Source organism: Pseudomonas knackmussii B13, assembly GCF_000689415.1.
Classification (GTDB): domain Bacteria; phylum Pseudomonadota; class Gammaproteobacteria; order Pseudomonadales; family Pseudomonadaceae; genus Pseudomonas; species Pseudomonas knackmussii.
Genome location: NZ_HG322950.1, coordinates 1237462 through 1255243, shown reverse-complemented (window position 1 = coordinate 1255243; position 17782 = coordinate 1237462). Strand labels below are relative to the sequence as shown.

Annotated in this window: 16 protein-coding genes; all 16 read left to right on the top strand. The window is 55.2% G+C overall.

Annotation, left to right across the window (positions count from 1 at the left end; translation table 11 throughout):
• Positions 1-13: 13 nt before the first annotated feature.
• A complete protein-coding gene (locus tag PKB_RS05905) occupies positions 14-2242 on the top strand; it encodes a polysaccharide biosynthesis tyrosine autokinase (protein WP_043249852.1) in 2229 nt (742 codons plus the stop codon).
• Positions 2243-2311: 69 nt separating this feature from the next.
• Positions 2312-2908 carry a transcription/translation regulatory transformer protein RfaH gene (gene rfaH / locus PKB_RS05900; protein WP_242411211.1) on the top strand — a complete coding sequence of 199 codons (597 nt, stop codon included), beginning with the start codon at positions 2312-2314 and terminating at the stop codon, positions 2906-2908.
• Positions 2909-3267: 359 nt separating this feature from the next.
• A complete protein-coding gene (locus tag PKB_RS28980; RefSeq protein WP_043249847.1) occupies positions 3268-4863 on the top strand; it encodes an aldolase catalytic domain-containing protein in 1596 nt (531 codons plus the stop codon).
• Entirely contained in the window at positions 4838-5506 is a 669-nt protein-coding gene (locus tag PKB_RS28975; protein WP_084166581.1) for an HAD hydrolase-like protein, read from the top strand. The genes PKB_RS28980 and PKB_RS28975 overlap by 26 nt, the downstream gene beginning before the upstream one ends.
• Entirely contained in the window at positions 5503-6237 is a 735-nt protein-coding gene (locus PKB_RS28715) for a 3-deoxy-manno-octulosonate cytidylyltransferase (RefSeq protein WP_052355193.1), read from the top strand. The genes PKB_RS28975 and PKB_RS28715 overlap by 4 nt, the downstream gene beginning before the upstream one ends.
• A gap of 17 nt (positions 6238-6254) precedes the next feature.
• A complete protein-coding gene (locus PKB_RS28970; protein ID WP_084166580.1) occupies positions 6255-7478 on the top strand; it encodes an oligosaccharide flippase family protein in 1224 nt (407 codons plus the stop codon).
• Positions 7475-8551 carry an alpha-2,8-polysialyltransferase family protein gene (locus tag PKB_RS29535; RefSeq protein WP_156957995.1) on the top strand — a complete coding sequence of 359 codons (1077 nt, stop codon included), beginning with the start codon at positions 7475-7477 and terminating at the stop codon, positions 8549-8551. Before PKB_RS28970 ends, PKB_RS29535 begins: the two co-directional genes overlap by 4 nt.
• Entirely contained in the window at positions 8548-9747 is a 1200-nt protein-coding gene (locus PKB_RS29530; protein WP_156957994.1) for a hypothetical protein, read from the top strand. Before PKB_RS29535 ends, PKB_RS29530 begins: the two co-directional genes overlap by 4 nt.
• Before the next feature lies 1 nt (position 9748).
• Positions 9749-10489 carry a WecB/TagA/CpsF family glycosyltransferase gene (locus PKB_RS28965; RefSeq protein WP_084166579.1) on the top strand — a complete coding sequence of 247 codons (741 nt, stop codon included), beginning with the start codon at positions 9749-9751 and terminating at the stop codon, positions 10487-10489.
• A 62-nt stretch (positions 10490-10551) separates the two neighbouring features.
• Positions 10552-11967 carry an undecaprenyl-phosphate glucose phosphotransferase gene (locus PKB_RS05890; protein WP_043249844.1) on the top strand — a complete coding sequence of 472 codons (1416 nt, stop codon included), beginning with the start codon at positions 10552-10554 and terminating at the stop codon, positions 11965-11967.
• 201 nt (positions 11968-12168) lie between these two features.
• A complete protein-coding gene (locus tag PKB_RS05885) occupies positions 12169-12438 on the top strand; it encodes a hypothetical protein (RefSeq protein WP_043249842.1) in 270 nt (89 codons plus the stop codon).
• Between the two features lie 129 nt (positions 12439-12567).
• A complete protein-coding gene (locus PKB_RS05880) occupies positions 12568-13680 on the top strand; it encodes a polysaccharide export protein (protein WP_084166578.1) in 1113 nt (370 codons plus the stop codon).
• A gap of 18 nt (positions 13681-13698) precedes the next feature.
• Entirely contained in the window at positions 13699-14358 is a 660-nt protein-coding gene (locus PKB_RS05875) for a YjbF family lipoprotein (RefSeq protein ID WP_043249841.1), read from the top strand.
• Positions 14355-15125: a capsule biosynthesis GfcC family protein gene (locus tag PKB_RS05870; RefSeq protein ID WP_043249839.1), complete on the top strand. Its 771-nt coding sequence runs from the start codon at positions 14355-14357 to the stop codon at positions 15123-15125. The genes PKB_RS05875 and PKB_RS05870 overlap by 4 nt, the downstream gene beginning before the upstream one ends.
• Positions 15122-17218 carry a YjbH domain-containing protein gene (locus tag PKB_RS05865; protein WP_043249837.1) on the top strand — a complete coding sequence of 699 codons (2097 nt, stop codon included), beginning with the start codon at positions 15122-15124 and terminating at the stop codon, positions 17216-17218. The genes PKB_RS05870 and PKB_RS05865 overlap by 4 nt, the downstream gene beginning before the upstream one ends.
• Positions 17219-17347: 129 nt before the next feature.
• Complete coding sequence (locus PKB_RS05860) at positions 17348-17752, top strand: YbaY family lipoprotein (protein WP_043249835.1); 405 nt, start codon at positions 17348-17350, stop codon at positions 17750-17752.
• Positions 17753-17782 lie beyond the last annotated feature (30 nt).

Below are 17782 nucleotides of genomic sequence, written 5' to 3'. Positions count from 1 at the left end.
AGCAGTGCAAGCCATGCAGCAGCAACCCGCGATAGCCATGCAAGACCACGACGATGACGAGATCGACCTGCTCGGTCTGCTCGGCACCCTGATCGATCACAAATGGCTGATCGCCGGGATCACTGCCGGCTTCATGGCCGTTGGCGTGGCTTATGCGCTGCTGGCACCGCCCATCTATCGCTCCGATGCCATCGTTCAGGTGGAGCCGAAGAAGCCGACCATTCCGGGCTTGTCGGATATGGGTGACCTGCTGGGTGCCCAGTCGGAAGCCATCACCGAGATCCAGCTGCTGACCTCGCGTGCGGTGATCGGCAAGGCTGTGGATAACCTCAAGTTGAATATCGTGGTGAAGCCGTCGCGCTTCCCGCTGGTCGGCGGCTTTATCGCACGTCACTTCCAACCCGAAACGACAACCGAAGTCGCAGCGCCGTTGTTCGGCCTGAGCCGTTTTGGCTGGGGCGGCGAAGAGCTGAAGATCTTCCAGTTGGAGGTTCCCGAGGTCCTGCTCGAGAAAGACCTCACGCTCATTGCCGGGGAGAACGGCGGCTTCACCCTGCTCGACGATGACGACAACGTGCTCGTCGAAGGCAAGGTCGGCCAGGCCTACGACCAAAATGGCGTGAAGCTCCAGGTCGAGAAACTGCAGGCCAACCCGGGCACGCATTTCAACGTTGTCCGTGAACGCCGCCTGACCACCATCCTCGACTACCAGGACAACCTCAACGTCAGCGAAACCGGCAAGGAATCCGGGATCATCAGCCTGTCGCTGGAAAACGACGAGCCCGATCGCGCGCTGCAGGTGCTGGACGAGATCAGCAAGCTCTACGTTCGCCAGAACGTCGAACGCGCCTCCGCCGAAGCGGCGTCCAGCCTGGAGTTCCTGCGTGGCCAACTGCCTGACGTGCGCCGTGATTTGGAGAAGGCCGAGGACGCGCTTAGCAGCTATCAGACTCGCGCCAAATCCGCGGACATCAGCCTGGAAACCAAGGCCCTGCTCGACCAGATCGTAGCCCTGGACACCAACATCTCCGAGCTGAAGCTGCAGCAGGCAGAGATGGACCGCAAGTTTACCCGCCAGCACCCGGCCTACCAGGCACTGCAGAAGCAGATCGGCGAACTGACCAGCAAGCAGAATGGCCTGTCGCGCAAGGTCGAAGGCCTGCCGGCGACCCAGCAGGAACTGCTGGGCCTGACCCGCGACGTACAGGTCAGCACGGCCATCTACACCCAACTGCTGAACAAGGCCCAGGAACTCGACGTCATGCGCGCCGGCGCTGTGGGCAACGTGCGCATCATCGACACGGCCGACGTGGACACCACCAAGCCGGTCAAGCCGAAAAAGCCGCTCGTAGTACTGGTCGCCACCCTGCTCGGCCTGTTCTTCGCGATCGGCCTGGTGCTGCTGCGCAAAGCCCTTAACCGCGGTATCGAGACTCCGGACGCCATCGAACAACTGGGCCTGCCGGTCTACGCATCCATTCCGTACAGCGTCCTGCAGAAAGCCGAGGAAGATAAACGCGACAAGGGCCGTGGCCGTGCCGCCAAGGCCGCGCCGCTGCTCGCCATCAGCCACTCGACCGACCTGGCCATCGAGTCCCTGCGCAGCCTGCGCACCAGCCTGCACTTCGCCATGCTGGAAGCCGGCAACAACCGCCTGATGATTTCCGGTCCGAGCCCGGCGGTGGGCAAGACCTTCGTGTCCTCCAACCTGGCTGCGGTCATCGCCCAGACAGGCCAGCGCGTCCTGCTGGTCGATGTCGACATGCGCAAGGGCTACCTGCACAAGGTGCTGAACAGCGGTGAAGAGAACGGCCTGTCCGACCTACTGGTGAAGCGCTGCGACTTTGCTACTGCAGTGCGTACCACCGATATCGAAGGCTTCCACTTCATTCCGCGCGGCCAGATTCCGCCGAACCCGTCGGAACTGCTGATGCACCCCAACTTCACCGCCTTCCTCGAAGAAGCGAGCAAGCAGTTCGACCTGGTGATACTCGATACCCCGCCGCTGCTGGCCGTGACCGATGCCGCCATCGTCGGCCGCCAGTCGGGCACGAACCTGATCGTCACCCGCTTCGGCCTGAACCCGGCACGGGAAATCGACCTGACCATCCGCCGCTTCGCGCAGAACGGCATCGAACTAAAAGGCGCGATCTTCAACGGCGTGGAAAAACGAGCCTCGGCCTACTACGGGTACGGCGGCTACGGCTACTACCACTACGAATACAAATCGGACAAAGCCTGACCCCGGAAAGAGGCCACGGAAGGCCTCCATCTATGGATTCGTCGTTCCCGCGTAGGCGGGAATCCAGAAATGCAGCAGGTGCAATTGACCTGCAGAGAGGGAAACATGCCGGACGCAACCGGAAAACAGTGGTACCTGATCCAGTGCAAGCCGCGCCAGGACATGCGCGCGCTGGAGCATCTGGAGCGCCAGGGGTACCCGTGCCTGCTACCCACTCACCAGATCGAGCGACTGCAAAAGGGAAAACTGCAGCAACTCAGTGAGCCTCTCTTCCCCGGCTACTTGTTCATTCACCTGGATCGGGTGGATGACAATTGGATGCCCATCCGTTCGACCCGCGGTGTGAATCAGATCGTGAGCTTTGGAGGGCGCCCTACACCTGTGCCAGAAGCAATTGTTACAAAACTACAGAGCCCGCACACAAACGTCCTGCCTGCACTCATTGCTGGTGACCGAGTTGTTCTTAACGACACCAGCCTGCAACAGATAGAAGCCATCTTCCTTGAGAAGAATAGTGACGGGCGGGTATTGCTTTTGCTCTCGCTACTTCAAAGAGAAGTTGTAGTCAGCGTTCCGCTTACTCAAGTGCAAAAGATTGAGCTTCGAACTTACGAGCCAGTCTCGCGACTCCAACTCAAAAAGGACCAAGAAACCACAAAGAAGTGAAGTTCTTCAGATAAAACTCACTAACTCGTAAAGTCAAAAATATTCGTACCTGCATGTATGTCAATGCAGAAAACCACCTAGCAGAGGTGGAAGAAAGAGTTCAAGAAAATTCAACTGCTGCACGCGCCCCTTTTTTCATCAAAGCGCACGACTAGAAATAACTCAAGACTCATTACACTGCCAAAAACCTGCGTTCTCAGGAAATTGACCGATAATCCTGGGGCGGTAGCGTGCCTAATGCCAATAGACGCATTTTCAGGCATACGACAGGGCTAGCTGCCCCCTATACCTGCCGATCGCAGCCCCCTGTCAAAAGATATGAGCGCACAGCGCCATCTAAAACATAATGGAATATATTTTTGAGAAAATTAAAAATATTGGACTGCACACTTAGAGATGGCGGCTATTACAACAACTGGGACTTCCCAGAGGTATTAGTCTCAAATTATCTCAAAGCAGTAGCCGCAGCAAAAATCGACCTAATTGAACTAGGCCTAAGGAACTTCCCCGGAAAGTCGTTCAAAGGAGCTAGCGCATTCACAACTGAGCGATACATCAATCAGCTCGATCTGCCCGAAGGCCCCGCCTATGGAGTCATGGTTGACGCCAAAACCTTAATTTCCTCACCACCAGACATTATCAGCAGTGTCAATCGGCTTTTCGTAAAGAAGGCTGATAGCCGTCTCTCTTTCGTACGAGTGGCCGCGCACTATCATGAAGTTGAGGCAGCCATCGTAATTTGTCGGGAGCTCAAAAAGCTGGGATATTTTGTCGGCCTAAACTTGATGCAAACCGTTGGCAAGGCTGAGCAGCTAATAATAAAAACAGCAAGAAAAATAAAAGACTCTAATACAGTAGACGTGTTGTATTTCGCAGACTCCTTCGGAAACATGCGAACCGAGGATCAACATCGGATTATTCGATCACTGCGTGAAGTATGGGAAGGCGACTTAGGACTCCACGCTCATGACAATATGTCTCGCGCCCTTTCAAATACGCTTGAGGCAGTAGAGTTGGGAGTCAGCTATCTCGATTCGACCATTACAGGCATGGGGCGAGGAGCGGGAAATACCAAAACCGAGGTATTGCTACTAGAGCTCTGCGAGAAATACAACGCAAATTATAGGCCGCAAGAGTTGTACGAACTGGTCCTCAGGAATTTCGAGCCTATGCAGCGTGAATATGGCTGGGGAAGTAATCTGCTCTATCACATTGGCGCAACTGCCAACATACACCCGACCTACATTCAGCAACTCTGCAGCGACACACGATTTGGACCTGACGAGCGTTCAGCGGCCATAAGCTATCTCAGCACAGTTGAAAGCTCCAATTACGATGGCGAAAACCTCGAGATGGCGCTCAACTCTGGAAAGCGTGCTTACTCTACTAAAGTTCTACCCGGGGATGATATCCGCGGATTGCTCTTGCGCAAAGAAGTCCTTCTTATCGGGCCCGGCGCAAGCACTAAAAAATACGCAAGTGCAATTTGTGATTACATCTGCGAGCGAGCGCCCATTGTCATCTCGATAAACGTCAACGAAACCATTCCTGAAAAACTAATCAACTACTATACCGCCATACATAACGCAAAATTCCTAACAGACAACAAGAAATACAAAGAGATTGAGCAAAAGCTTATAGCACCGCGCTCCCGCTTCGAGGAAAACTCGATCAGCCCAAAAATTAACTACGAAATACAAATCGGCGACAACTGGGAATCTGGTAACTCGCACTGCACTATTCCTTTAGAACTTACACTTAGCTACGCACTTTCAATATGCGAGGTTGGAGGCGCCGAAAGCGTAAGCTTAGTAGGATTTGATGGTTACGCCCCGCCAGACAATAGAGGGAAGGACTCTCAGGAGACCTTTGACCACTTTAAGAACAAGCTGTCAATCACCTGTCTAACACCAACAAGCTACAACATCAATGCTGGCTCGATATATGCTATATAAAAATTTCATATTCGACTGCGACGGGGTATTGCTCGACAGTAACAAGTTCAAAGTTTCGGCAATGCGCACAGCGATTTCCTCCTATCCCGAGACAGCTGCCAAAGATTTCATCGAATATTTTACGAGTAACTTTGGTAAATCACGGTACATGCACGTAAAGTTATTCTTCGAGGTTTTCCTTGGACGCCCTCCCGCAGACGGAGAGCAACAGGCGATTCTCGAAAAGTATGCAAGAGCCTGCAGAGAGGAATACCAAACCTGTGAAATTTGCACTGGCGCTATCGAATTATTAACCTTGCTATCCCCTGATAATTGCTGGGTAGTATCAGGCAGTGATCAGGAAGAGCTTCGCGGTGTTTTTTCCAGCCGTAACCTTCGCCGGCATTTCAAAGACGTCCTGGGCTCACCAACGGCCAAGTCCACCAATATTGCGAAGATCATTGAAACTAATAACTTGGAAGCATCCACTCTATGCATAATCGGCGATTCATCTGGTGACTATCAGGCCGCTCGTGACAACGACATAGATTTTATATTCTGTAGAAACTACTCCAACACCCCAGAACTTGGTGAAAAGTACGCAATGCAAGGCCTCAGAGTCATCTCCAACCTACAGGAACTAGCTCAAGAGATTTCTCCATGAAAAAAATTGCAATCATAATCCCCGCTCGCTATGAGTCCTCCCGCCTTCCCGGAAAGCCGCTAATTGAGTTACGCGGAATTCCAATGATAGTCAGGACCTACCGCCAGTGCTTGAAAGCGGCCCCGGCCTCGATGATTTATGTTGCTACCGACGACGATTTAATAAGGAAGCTTTGCGAAAGCGAAGGAATACAGTACCTAATGACATCGAAGGATTGTTTAACAGGTACGGACCGAGTCGCAGAGTGTGCAAATCTAATTGACGCGGATATATTCATAAACGTTCAAGGCGACGAGCCAGCGTTCAACCCGGTAGATATACGTAAAATCATAGAAGCTTCTCAGGATAACCCACAGAAAATAATCAATGGGTACTGCAAGATTTCGGATGAAACCCACTTCCGTAGTCCGAACATTCCCAAAGTGGTGATGCGGCCTGATGGAAACCTCCTGTACATGTCGAGAGCTCCTATTCCGACTAACAAGAAAGGCGCCTTCACCGTCGCTTCGCGACAAGTCTGTGCCTATGCGTTTCCAAGAGCGGCTTTGGCTGCCTTTTCCTCGGCGTCTACAAAAACTCCGCTAGAAGAAATCGAAGATATCGAGATCTTGCGATTCGTTGAGCTAGGCTTCGATGTAACGATGATTGAAATGTCGAGTGACTCGGTAGCAGTGGACACTCCAGAAGACATTCCACGCGCAGAAGCTGCCCTCACTCAGCTCGGTCTATAGCCGAAGCTTAGATAGCCATGCATAAGAGAGAAATATCCAAAACTATTATTAGCGAACTTACTGCAAGAGCGCTCGGACTTTCACTTTCATTGCTACTTGCCCGCCAATTAGATATCGATTCATTTGGACGATGGAACTACCTTCAGGCAGTACTTCTTTACTTCATCGTCTTTATTGAATTCGGCAGCAATCAAGAGGGAATCAGATCGCTCATAAAAGCCAAAGGAAATAAAGAACTCTTCAACTCTGAGCTACAGAACATTCTCAGCAATCGTACGCTTGGACTGTTCCTCAGCGCTGCCTGCTTAGGAATCCTGGGTATAACTAACCTGCTAAGCATCGGAGAAGCTCTCTCTTTGGCCGCGTGTGTCATTGCTTACAGCATGAGCAAAGATTGGTATTTGCGTGCAATTGGAAAACAATTACTAGCATCTATTCCGAACACTACACACCTGGGGATACTTATCGCCACGGTGACGTTGCTCACACTTACCTCTAACACTAAACTTCTCAACCCCGAATCTCTAACAGCACTAAAGGGAATCGCACTAGCTCTTCTTACCCTTACTATAACAATCACATGCATCCCGCATAGCAATCGCAAACACTTCAAACCAAGAATCAAACCACCATCAGCAAATGTAATATACTTGGTTTCCGGATCGCTTCTGGCAAAGGCATACTTTAATGCAGACATATTATTAATAGAACATATCCTCGGCAGCCACCAGGTCGGAATCTACTCTGCGATTTCAACCTTATATATTACCTTTATCGCTTTTCGTGGCGTAGTGATTAATAGTCTCTATCCAAGTCTTTGCAACACTGAAAACTCAGCCGCACTTCGTAAAAAGGTCCTAAAGCTATCTACATCATTCGGGGCAGTGCTTCTGCCAATTTTCGCCATTATTTTCCTTACGAAATCAGGGCTAATATCTATCTTCTTGGGAAGCCGCTATCTTTCAACACAGGCACTTGAGCTTACCAACATTTTCGTTGCGACCTGTGTCGCGCTCTCTTTCGGCTTGCTTTACCCCAATGCACTACACATCTATGGCAAGGGACGTACTTTCTTTTTTTTGACGCTGATTGGGGCTGCCATAAACATCACAGGAAATATCCTCTACCTCCCTAAAATCGGGATTATTGCAGCAGCCTATACGACTTTTCTTTCTGAACTATTCATAGTAACTTCATCCGCAACAATTTTTATCATAGCGTCAAAGAAGAGACTTAAATGAGTCTATTCATAATTGGTAGCCCTTGGCACGCAGCGCTAGCTAACGCCATTATCGAGCGGGAAGAAATTAAAAATCCGAGTATTATTGTGGAAGAAATTTCCAGCTCATCACTAGAGCAAATACTCGGCATATTAAAACACCCGACATTAGCAATTTTTCAACACGAAAATACTCGCTTCGAAAGCATTAAGAAGCTGGGCATATTCCGCTTCATTCGAAATATGCACTTAGAATTCGAACGCATAGAAAACTCGTGCAAGTATCTCAATCAGAGCCAAACCAGAAAAGTATACTACTTTAATTTTTACAGCCCGATCACACGAAAAATAATAAAAAGCTTACCAAAAGCATTAAGCAAGCGAGAAGTCATTCGAGTAGAAGACGGCATCTGCGACTATTTCGAATTTAACTTCATAAACCATAAAAAGCCCCTCCTTCTCATAAAAAACATTCTCGCCACTTTATTAATAAAGTCGGATCTCTACCGTAGAAGAAATTCGAAACTTGAGAATAAAACATCATCCTACTATTGCTTCTTCCCAGAAAAAATTACCCAGCGCTGGAAAAGCAAGAAACTTATCGCCCTCCTTGAATACGCAACTGAAATTCGTAAGAACTTTTCAATAACCGAAGAGGCCATTGTCGACGACTCAGAAAGCCTGATCATTGGCCAAACTCTATTTGAGGATGGAATCGCAACTCTTGAACAGGAAGTTCGCCTCTACAAGACAGCGAGCGATACGCTGCCCGGCCCCGTAAAACTCAAGGCACACCCGAGAACAACAAGACTAAAACGAGATGCAATCCGCGCAGCAGGCATTGAAATACTGGAAACAAAATTCCCTGCAGAAAACCTTATCGCCACACGCCCTTATCACTCCATCGTTGGAATGTGGAGCAACACCGTAATATACTCGGCCCCATTGTTCCATATCAGGAGTTTTACGATGAACCATCACCTGATAGAACAACTATCAACTGAAAACTCCCACCTTAAAAAGATCCATCAAACATTGTCCGAAAAATTTCCGGAATTTTACATCGACTATCGCGTAAAAATGACTTCACCATGAAAAATAAAAACCTTCAGGGTGCATCTATTGACACACTGTTATTCTCCATACTTGCACTATCGATAACACAGGCAGCCCTAGTAAACCTCCTAGAAATAGACGCCCCTCTAACACCGATATTCTTAATACTCCTCGCATTTAAAGCACTATCCACCACAACAAAGATTAAACGCAGCACACTCATTCCCCTTGCGCTTTCATCCTGGCTTCTTCTATTCACCATAATCACATTCGCAACCAATAACCGAAGTCTTCCTCAAGAGTTTATTTATCAGCTTTTTTCTGCTATCTCATTTGTCGTTTTTATCCTTTATTTTTCGACCAAACGACTCCTTCCGCCAAACGAAACAACATTTAAAAAGACAAGAGCGATTTTGCTTTTCTATCTAGTATTGTCATTGATAATCCACCTTCTCCTCTGGGACGAAGTTGCGGCAATTTTCTATAGGAAAGATAATGATTTCGGCGGTCTCCTAATGGACGGCCGCATTCATCGAATGTACGGCCTACTATTTAATCCGCTAGCATCTGCATTCACCGCTTTAATTCTAGCCATCACACTGTACCTGCTTGAGTGCAAAGACAAAATAATCTACGCCATCCTGCTTACCATCATCGCGCTGTCTCTATCAAGGAGCGCCATTCTACTAGCAATGCTATGGGCTAGTTATGCATTACTTTTACGACATACGAAGCTTTATCTTCTACTGCTTTTACCAATCGCATTAATTAGCGCAGCAATATTTTCAAACCCTATTTATCAATGGATATTAGAGCAAGCCTTTACCGACGACACCGGATCTATTTCTGAACACATACTTAATTATCAACTTGGTTTAAATCATGTACTCAATATAACTGGCGAGGGCTTTAGGGATGCCCGGGAGCTTGGTGCATGGAACGTGCGATTAGAAAGCATGCCGTTACAGTACGCACTAACGGGGGGCGTAGGCCTTTTCGCGCCACTGCTGCTCCTCCTCGCCCTATCTACGTACCGGAATATAATTAAATTTGGAAAAGGCAGGGCTGCGTCCATCTTCTTTATCTACCCACTCATATTCTCTTTTCCACTACAAACATTCAATTTGCCCATAGTATTATTTGCACTTCTGATGTCCCTCTGGTCCGCAAAGTATTCCACTCGAACAAAAAACCATAAAGCTCTCGCCATCAACGAATCTCAAGCAGCATATTAAAATGAGCCAGGTAATTTCTATTTGCGGCGTCAACATCAATGACATAGGTATCGACGAGCTTCTCCACAGACTCAAAACATCCCTAGCAAACTCTACGGGCACAGAGATTGTAGTAACGCCAAACATCGACCACCTGCAGCGCCTTACCCTTGCTGATAACGGAGCATTCAAACGAGCTTATCAGCGGGCCTCCTTCACCCTATGCGATAGCAGGGTTTTTCGCATTGCAGCCAGGCTAAAAGGAAAAAGAATAATTAACGTAGTTCCTGGAAGCGATTTGACCGAAAGGCTTTTGAATGAGCATTGGGTCAAGCAGTGCAAAGTTTGCTTCATTGGCCCAAGCGATAGAGACTGCGAAAACATTAGAGCTAGATACACTCTTTCCCATCTCTCTCATTACAGCCCTCCGATGGGATTCATTGAGAACTTTTGCGAAACCCAGAAGTGCCTAGACTTTATCGAAAAGTCCGCTCCTAGCATTCTTTTTCTTGCTGTTGGAAGCCCTCGCCAAGAAATACTCGCAAGCATGATAAAGGACACCTCACAGCATTCAATGATAGTTCTGTGCATCGGGGCGTCCCTGGATTTCTTGTCCGGCAAAACATCACGCGCCCCGAAATGGATACAAATACTTCATCTCGAATGGATGCATAGAATGCTTAGCGAACCTATGCGGCTAGCTCCTCGATATTTTAAGAATGCAAAATGGCTGATCTCTTTCATTGTCGGAACCGCCAATTAATCCCATCCTGCGCCGCTCAAAATTTCCAACTTTAGAATGCATAAAGACAAAGAGACATGCATATGAACAGCACGGATCGCGGCATTCTCAGAGCACACCAGGGCTCCATTTCAATTCTTCAACGGCTTCTCGACCTGCTGGTTATCCTCGCCGGCATGGCAACCGTGGTGTTCTGGCACGGCGGCGAATTCGATCAAGAACATGTGATCGCCAGCCTGCTTGCGCTGGTGGTGTTCTACCTCTTGGGTGACTTCGGCCAGCTGTATGCCTCCTGGCGCGGCGAGCGTATCCGCGAGGAAGTTCGTAAGGTCGGTGGAATTTGGGCCATCAGCTTCGTTGGCGTTTTCCTCAGCGACTACTTCTTCGTCAATATGCCGCTGCTCGAGGATGTCGCACTGCTGCAATGGTTCAGCCTCGTGCTGGTCAGCCTGTGCAGTTATCGGATCTTCCTGCGCACAGCCCTCAATGCTCTGCGCCGCAAAGGCTTCAACACCCGTTCGGTCGCCATCGCAGGCGCGGGCCCACTCGGCCAGCGCCTGGCTTCCAACATCGCCGGCGCCCCCTGGATGGGTCTGGACCTGCTCGGCTTCTTCGACGACAGACGCCGCGACCCCATCCGCCTCGGCAACAGCAAGGTCAAATTGCCGATTTCCGGTGGCTTGGAAGAGTTGGTCGAACAGGCGCGCGCCGGTGAGATCGACCGCGTCTACATCACCCTGCCGATGCGCAGCGAAGCGCGCATCAAGTGGCTGGGTAACCAGCTCAGCGATACGACCGCATCGGTCTATATCGTTCCGGACGTCTTCGTCTTCGAGCTGCTGCACGCACGCAGCCAGAACATCAACGGCGTGCCAACCATCAGCATTTTCGACAGCCCCATGACCGGCGCGAACACGGTGATCAAGCGGCTGGAGGACGTCATTCTCTCCGCGCTGATCATGTGCCTGATCGCCGTTCCCATGCTGTTGATCTCCGCCGCCGTGAAGCTCAGCTCACCCGGCCCGGTGTTCTTCCGCCAGAAGCGCTACGGCATCGATGGCCGCCCTATCGAGGTCTGGAAGTTCCGCAGCATGCGGGTCATGGAGAACGGCGCCGACGTGGTGCAGGCCACTCGCGGCGACAACCGAATCACCCCAGTCGGCGCCTTCCTGCGCCGTACCTCGCTGGACGAACTGCCGCAGTTCATCAACGTGCTGCTGGGCGACATGTCCATCGTCGGCCCGCGCCCTCACGCGGTAGCGCACAACGAGGAATACCGCGGGCAGATCAGCAGCTACATGCTGCGCCACAAGGTCAAGCCGGGCATCACCGGCTGGGCGCAGATCAATGGTTGGCGGGGTGAAACCGACACCCTGGACAAGATGCAGAAGCGCATCGAACACGACCTTGCCTACATCCACAACTGGTCCCTCTGGTGGGACCTGAAGATCGTCTTTCTCACGGTGTTTAAGGGATTCGTCCACAAGAACGCCTATTGAGAACACCGAAAGCCTGAAAGTCCCGGCAGCCAGCCGAAGCCCCCGACTTGTGCCGCCTTCCGGCAGGCGGCAAAGCCTCTCTGGATAGCAGCCCAGGCCGCGGCGCAGACGCTGACCGCCGGGCCTTTTTCGCTTGCACTGGCCTAGTGCCAGTTTTACCCTTCCCTTCTTCTGAAGGAACGTTCCCACAAGGAGTCCATTGTGAAAAAACTGCTGATGATCGCCGCCATGGCGACCCTGAGCACCAGCCTGCTGGCGGCTGAAGAGCCCAAGCCGACTGCTCCGCCGGCATCCTCGCCGCTGACCCTCGCTACCCCGGTTGCCGGCGGTGTCACCGTTGGTGGTGCAGTCGGTATCGGTGCTGCCGTTGTGGCAGCTGGCGTAGCCGCTTCCAACAGCGGCGGCGGCGGTGGCCACGACAGCAACCCGGGCACCGGTGGCACCACCGGCACCACCGGCACTACCCGCTGATACCAGCGAGTAACTGCCAAGCCCTGCCGCCCTAGGCGGCAGGGTCTTCCGTTCCGCCCCCTACTTTTCATCACCTCTCGGCACCCGCCGGGTGGTGTCGTATTGGCTTATTTGCGTAGTTCCTTTCCCATGATCCGCTCTTTATCCGTTGCCGTTGTCGCCGCTCTTTCGCTCCAGGGCTGCATGTTCGCCCCTGGCCAGAACATGGATACCAGCCGCATCGTCCGCGATGGCTCTGCCGAGAGCAGCCGCGTCGAGCTGATCCAGATCACTCCGAAACTGCTGGCCGTGGATGCCGCAACGGAAAAGGACGGCCAGGTACCGGCCGAGCTGCTGGCCTACCACCCGCAGGACTACCGCATCGGCCCCAGCGACCTGCTCTATATCACCGTCTGGGACCACCCCGAGCTGACCGCGCCTTCCGGCCAACAGCAGCAGATCGATGCCAACGGCCGCCTGGTGCGCCCGGACGGCACGCTGTTCTATCCGTACATCGGCACCGTGCGTGTCGCCGGTCGGACCATCGAAGAGGTTCGCTCGGAAATCGCCAGCCGCCTGGCCCAGTACGTCGAGAGCCCGCAGGTCGACCTCGCCATCCTGCGTTTCGCCAGCCAGAAGGTGGTGGTCAACGGCGCCTTCGCCAAGGCCGGCGCGCAGCCCATCACCACCACTCCGCTGAGCCTGATGGAAGCGGTCAGCACCGCCGGTGTGAATGCCGGCTCGGCGGACCTCTCCAACCTGGTGCTCAAGCGCGACGGGCGTGAATACGCGCTCAACCTCGATGCGCTCAACGACCTGCAGCAGAGTGACCTTTACAGCGTCTATCTGAAGGACGGCGACCAGGTCTATCTGCCGTACAACGACCGCCGCAAGGTCTACCTGATGGGTGAGGTCAACGCTCCGCGCGCCATCACCTACAAGACCAAGAACCTGAACCTGGCCGACGCACTCGGCAGCGTGGGCGGCCTCAACCAGGCCAGCTCCAACGGCAAGGCTGTCTACGTCATCCGCGGCGTCGAGGACCTCGCGCGCCAGAAAGCCAAGGTGTTCCAGCTGGATGCCCAGTCGCCCACCGCCTTCATCCTCGCCCAGCGCTTCAATCTGCAGCCGCAGGATGTGGTCTATGTCGGCCCGGCCGGCGTAACCCGCTGGAACCGCTTGATCAGCCAGCTCGTGCCCTCGACGACCATCATCGGCACAGGCGCCAACGTCAAGAACGACCTGAGCGACAGCAGCAACTAAACCGGACCCAGGTCGAACGTGAAGATTCTTCGATTCGCCGCCCTGGCCGGGGCGGCTCTCTCCCTATGCGCGTGCAATCCGCTGATGCGCGCATCCTGGGACACCATGCGCGCCGCCGTGCAGGGCCCGCAGCCGCTTGAGCTGAACCAGGCTCAGGTCGATGCACTGCCCTACTACCAGATCAAGCTGCAGACCCAGGGCGGCGAAGCGGTACTGGCGCTGGTGCGTCTGCAGGGCGACCTGCAGTACTGGCTGGCCTCGTCCCACCAGGTGGTGATGATGCGCGACGGCCTGGTCGTGCGTACCACCGGCTTCGCCGACAACCTGGCCGGCACCCGCCTGGGCGCCGACTCGCCTTTCCATACCGGGCTGAACAAGGTCGCCGACGGCCAGACCAGCGAACGCTGGCTCGATCTCGCCAGCGGTTATCGCTATGGCGTGCCCGTCACCAGCCAATTCCGCAAGGTCGGCCTGGAGCGCGTCAGCATTCTCGAACGCGACTACGAACTGCTGCGCGTCGATGAAGAGATCAGCGCCCCGCTGCTCGGCTTCAGCGCCACCAACCGCTACTGGGTCGATCCGCAGGACGGCTTCGTGATGCAGAGCCTGCAGCAGGTCACGCCGGACCTGCAGGTGGCCATCACCCAGCTGCGGCCGTACAAGGGAGACGGGAAATGAAACTCCGCTCCCTGCTGATTCCTTTCGCGCTCTTCGCGAGCACATGCGCCTCGGCCGCCGACTCGGTGGAAGTCCGCGGCGACGCCGCCAAGGCAGGCATGATCGCGATAGCGCCCGACACTCGCCTCGGCGATGTACTGCGCACCGCACAGGTCAAAGCCGAGGGCTACTGGCTGGGCGGCGCCTGGCTGCAGCAGTCGCTCGTCCAGCCACAGAAGCGGCTCAAGGCCGGCGTGCTCTTTGACCTGTTGCAGCTCGAGCAGAAGGCCCTGCTCGACGACCAACCCGTGCTCGCGAACCTCGCGCGGCGTCTGCATGACAAGGTGGCTGCGCTGCCTGTCAGCGGCCGCCGAGCGCACCTGCTGGACCCTGTGGGCGTAGAAGTCGACACCGAGCAGAACCAACGCGTAAGCGCCGGCGACGTCTTCATCTACCCGGCACGTCCAACCACCGTTCGCGTGATTGGCGCAGTGCCCGCCGACTGCACCCTGGACTTCGTCCCGTTGCAGCAGGCCCGCGACTACCTCGACCAGTGCCCGATACGGGCCGAGGCGGACAATGACTACGTCTACCTCATCCAGCCGGACGGGCAGATCAGCCACCTGGGCATCGCCTTGTGGAATCGCCAGGACGCAGCGCCTCCCGCACCGGGCGCGACCATCCTTGTCCCGTTCAAGGTGGGCAACGCCGATAGCGCCTTCCCGCAACTGAACGCCGAGCTTGCCGAATTCATCGCCACCCAACCGCTGTCCGAGGTGGCGCCATGAAGCTCCGCTATTCCCTGTGTCTGTTGCTGCCCTGGACCGTTAGCCACGCCGATCCGCGCTACACGCACAACGACTTCGGCATCGTCGGCCTGATGCAGACGCCGACCGCGCGTATGCTGCCGGCCGGCGAGGTGGCGATCACCGCGAACCGTGTCGACCCGTATTCGCGCTACAGCTTCTCGCTGCAGCCGTTCGACTGGATGGAGACCTCCTTCCGCTATACCTCGGTCAGCAACCGCCGTTACGGCGCCGAGGACTTCAGCGGCGACCAGAGCTACAAGGACAAGGCGGTGGACGCCAAATTCCGCCTGTTGCGCGAGAGCCGCTGGACGCCGGAAGTCGCTGCCGGTTTCCTGGACGTCGGCGGTACCGGCCTGTTCTCCAGCGAATACTTCGTCGGCAACAAGCGCTTCGGCAACTTCGACCTGAGCCTCGGCGTTGCCTGGGGCTACCTGGGCAATCGGGGCGACTTCGACAACCCGCTGGGCTGGATCGACGACAAGTACGACAACCGCCCCATTCCCACCAGCGACGTGGCCAACGCCGGCTCGTTCGACCTCAGTAACTACTACCGCGGCTCGCCCGCGCTGTTCGGCGGCGTGCAGTGGCAGACGCCTTGGGATCGCCTCTCGGTCAAGCTGGAATACGACGGCAACGACTACAAGCGCGAGCCGCTGAGTAACAACCAGGACCAGAGCTCCCCGATCAACCTCGGCTTCGTCTTCAAGGCCGGCGACTCGGTGGACCTCACGGCCGGCTGGGAACGCGGCAACACCGCCATGTTCGGCATCACCCTGCACACCAACTTCGCCACCCGCACCGCACCGGCCAAGACCTACGACCCACCGGCCGAGTCCCTGCCGGCCAAGACGCCGGACCTGCACCCGGACCAGGTGGACTGGGCCAACGTCTCGCGGCGCCTGGAGAAGAACGCCGGCTACAAGGTCGAGCGCATCGCCCAGCGCGACTCGGAGATCGTCGTTTACGGCGAGCAGACCCGCTATCTCTACCCACCCAAGGCGGTTGGTCGCGCGGCCCGCATTCTCGACAACAGTGTCGACGACGACATCAAGTACTTCACCGTGGTCGACAAGCGCTACGACATGCCGGTGGTCGAAACCAGCGTGCCCCGCGAGACCTTCCGCGCAGTGGTGCAGCACGAACGCCCGCTCGAGGACCTGCGTCGCGGCACCGAGCAGAACTGGCCGCTGCCGCGCGAGGAAAAGGAGCTCTTCCGGCAGAAGCCGGCCCCGTTCAGCTACGGATTCGGCCTGGGCTACAAGCAGAACGTCGGCGGCCCCGACGGCTTCCTCCTCTACCAGTTCACCGCGGATGCCGGCGCCGAGTACCGCTTCACCCCGGACACCTGGTGGAACGGCTCGCTCAGCGCCAACCTGGTGAACAACTTCGACAAGTTCAAGTACGACGCGCCCAGCAACCTGCCGCGCGTGCGCACCTACCTGCGCGAGTACTGGACGACGTCCGACGTCACCATGACGGACTTCCAGCTGAACAAGGCCAAGCGCCTGGACGAAGACCTCTACGGCATGGTCTACGGCGGCTACCTGGAATCGATGTTCGCCGGCGTCGGCGGCGAGCTGCTGTACCGGCCGATGGGCGAACGCTGGGCGCTGGGGACCGACCTCAACTACGTGCGCCAGCGCGACTTCGACCAGGGCTTCGGCCTGCGTGACTACAAGGTCCTCACCGGCCATGTCACCGGCTACCTGAAGACCGACTTCCAGGACGTGCTCGCAGCCGTCAGCGTTGGCCGCTACCTGGCGCGTGACTGGGGCACCACCCTCGACCTGTCGCGCGAATTCAGCAACGGCGTGCGCTTTGGCGGCTGGGTGACGCTGACCACCGCGTCCAAGGAAGAGTACGGCGAAGGTAGCTTCGATAAAGGCATCTACGTTTCGATCCCCTTCGACGAGCTGATGAGCAGTTCGACCATGCGCCGCGCCAACCTGGCCTGGGCCCCGCTGACCCGCGACGGCGGTGCGCGACTGTCGCGCAGCTACTCGCTGTATGGCCTGACCGATGGGCGCAACCTCGACATGTTCGACGGCAGCTTCCAGAAGATCACCGAGTGACGCCAATCCCCGGTGCACTCGCACCGGGGTTGCGGCAGATCAAGGAAAATTCCACTTACAAAACCCGCTGCAACCAATCGGCCTATGCTGGGTCGGATCACACCCGATCCACCCGGAAGGAATCCGCCGATGAAGTTCACCGCTCTCCCCCTTGTCCTCGCCACCGGCCTGCTCGCCGCCTGCTCGTCTACTTCGGCCCCGCAGAGCGCTTCGCTCAGTGGCGAGGTGTTCTATCTGCAGCGCATCGCGTTGCCGCCGAGCGCACAGGTTTCCGTGAGCCTGCAGGATGTCTCGCTGGCCGATGCGCCCGCTGTCGAGTTGGCCCACCAGGTGTTGCCCAGCGGCAAGCAGGTACCGATTGCATTCACGCTGAACTACGACCCGGCGCAGGTGAAGCCGGGGCACAGCTACGCGGTCAGCGCGCGTATCGAGATAGGTGGCAAGCTGAAGTTCATCAGCACCGAACGACATAGCGTGAAGCTCGATGGCAGCGATCCGCAGCCTTTGCGCATCCGCGTGGATGCGGTGCGCTGACGCCACCCGAAATGCAAAACGCCCGGCCTT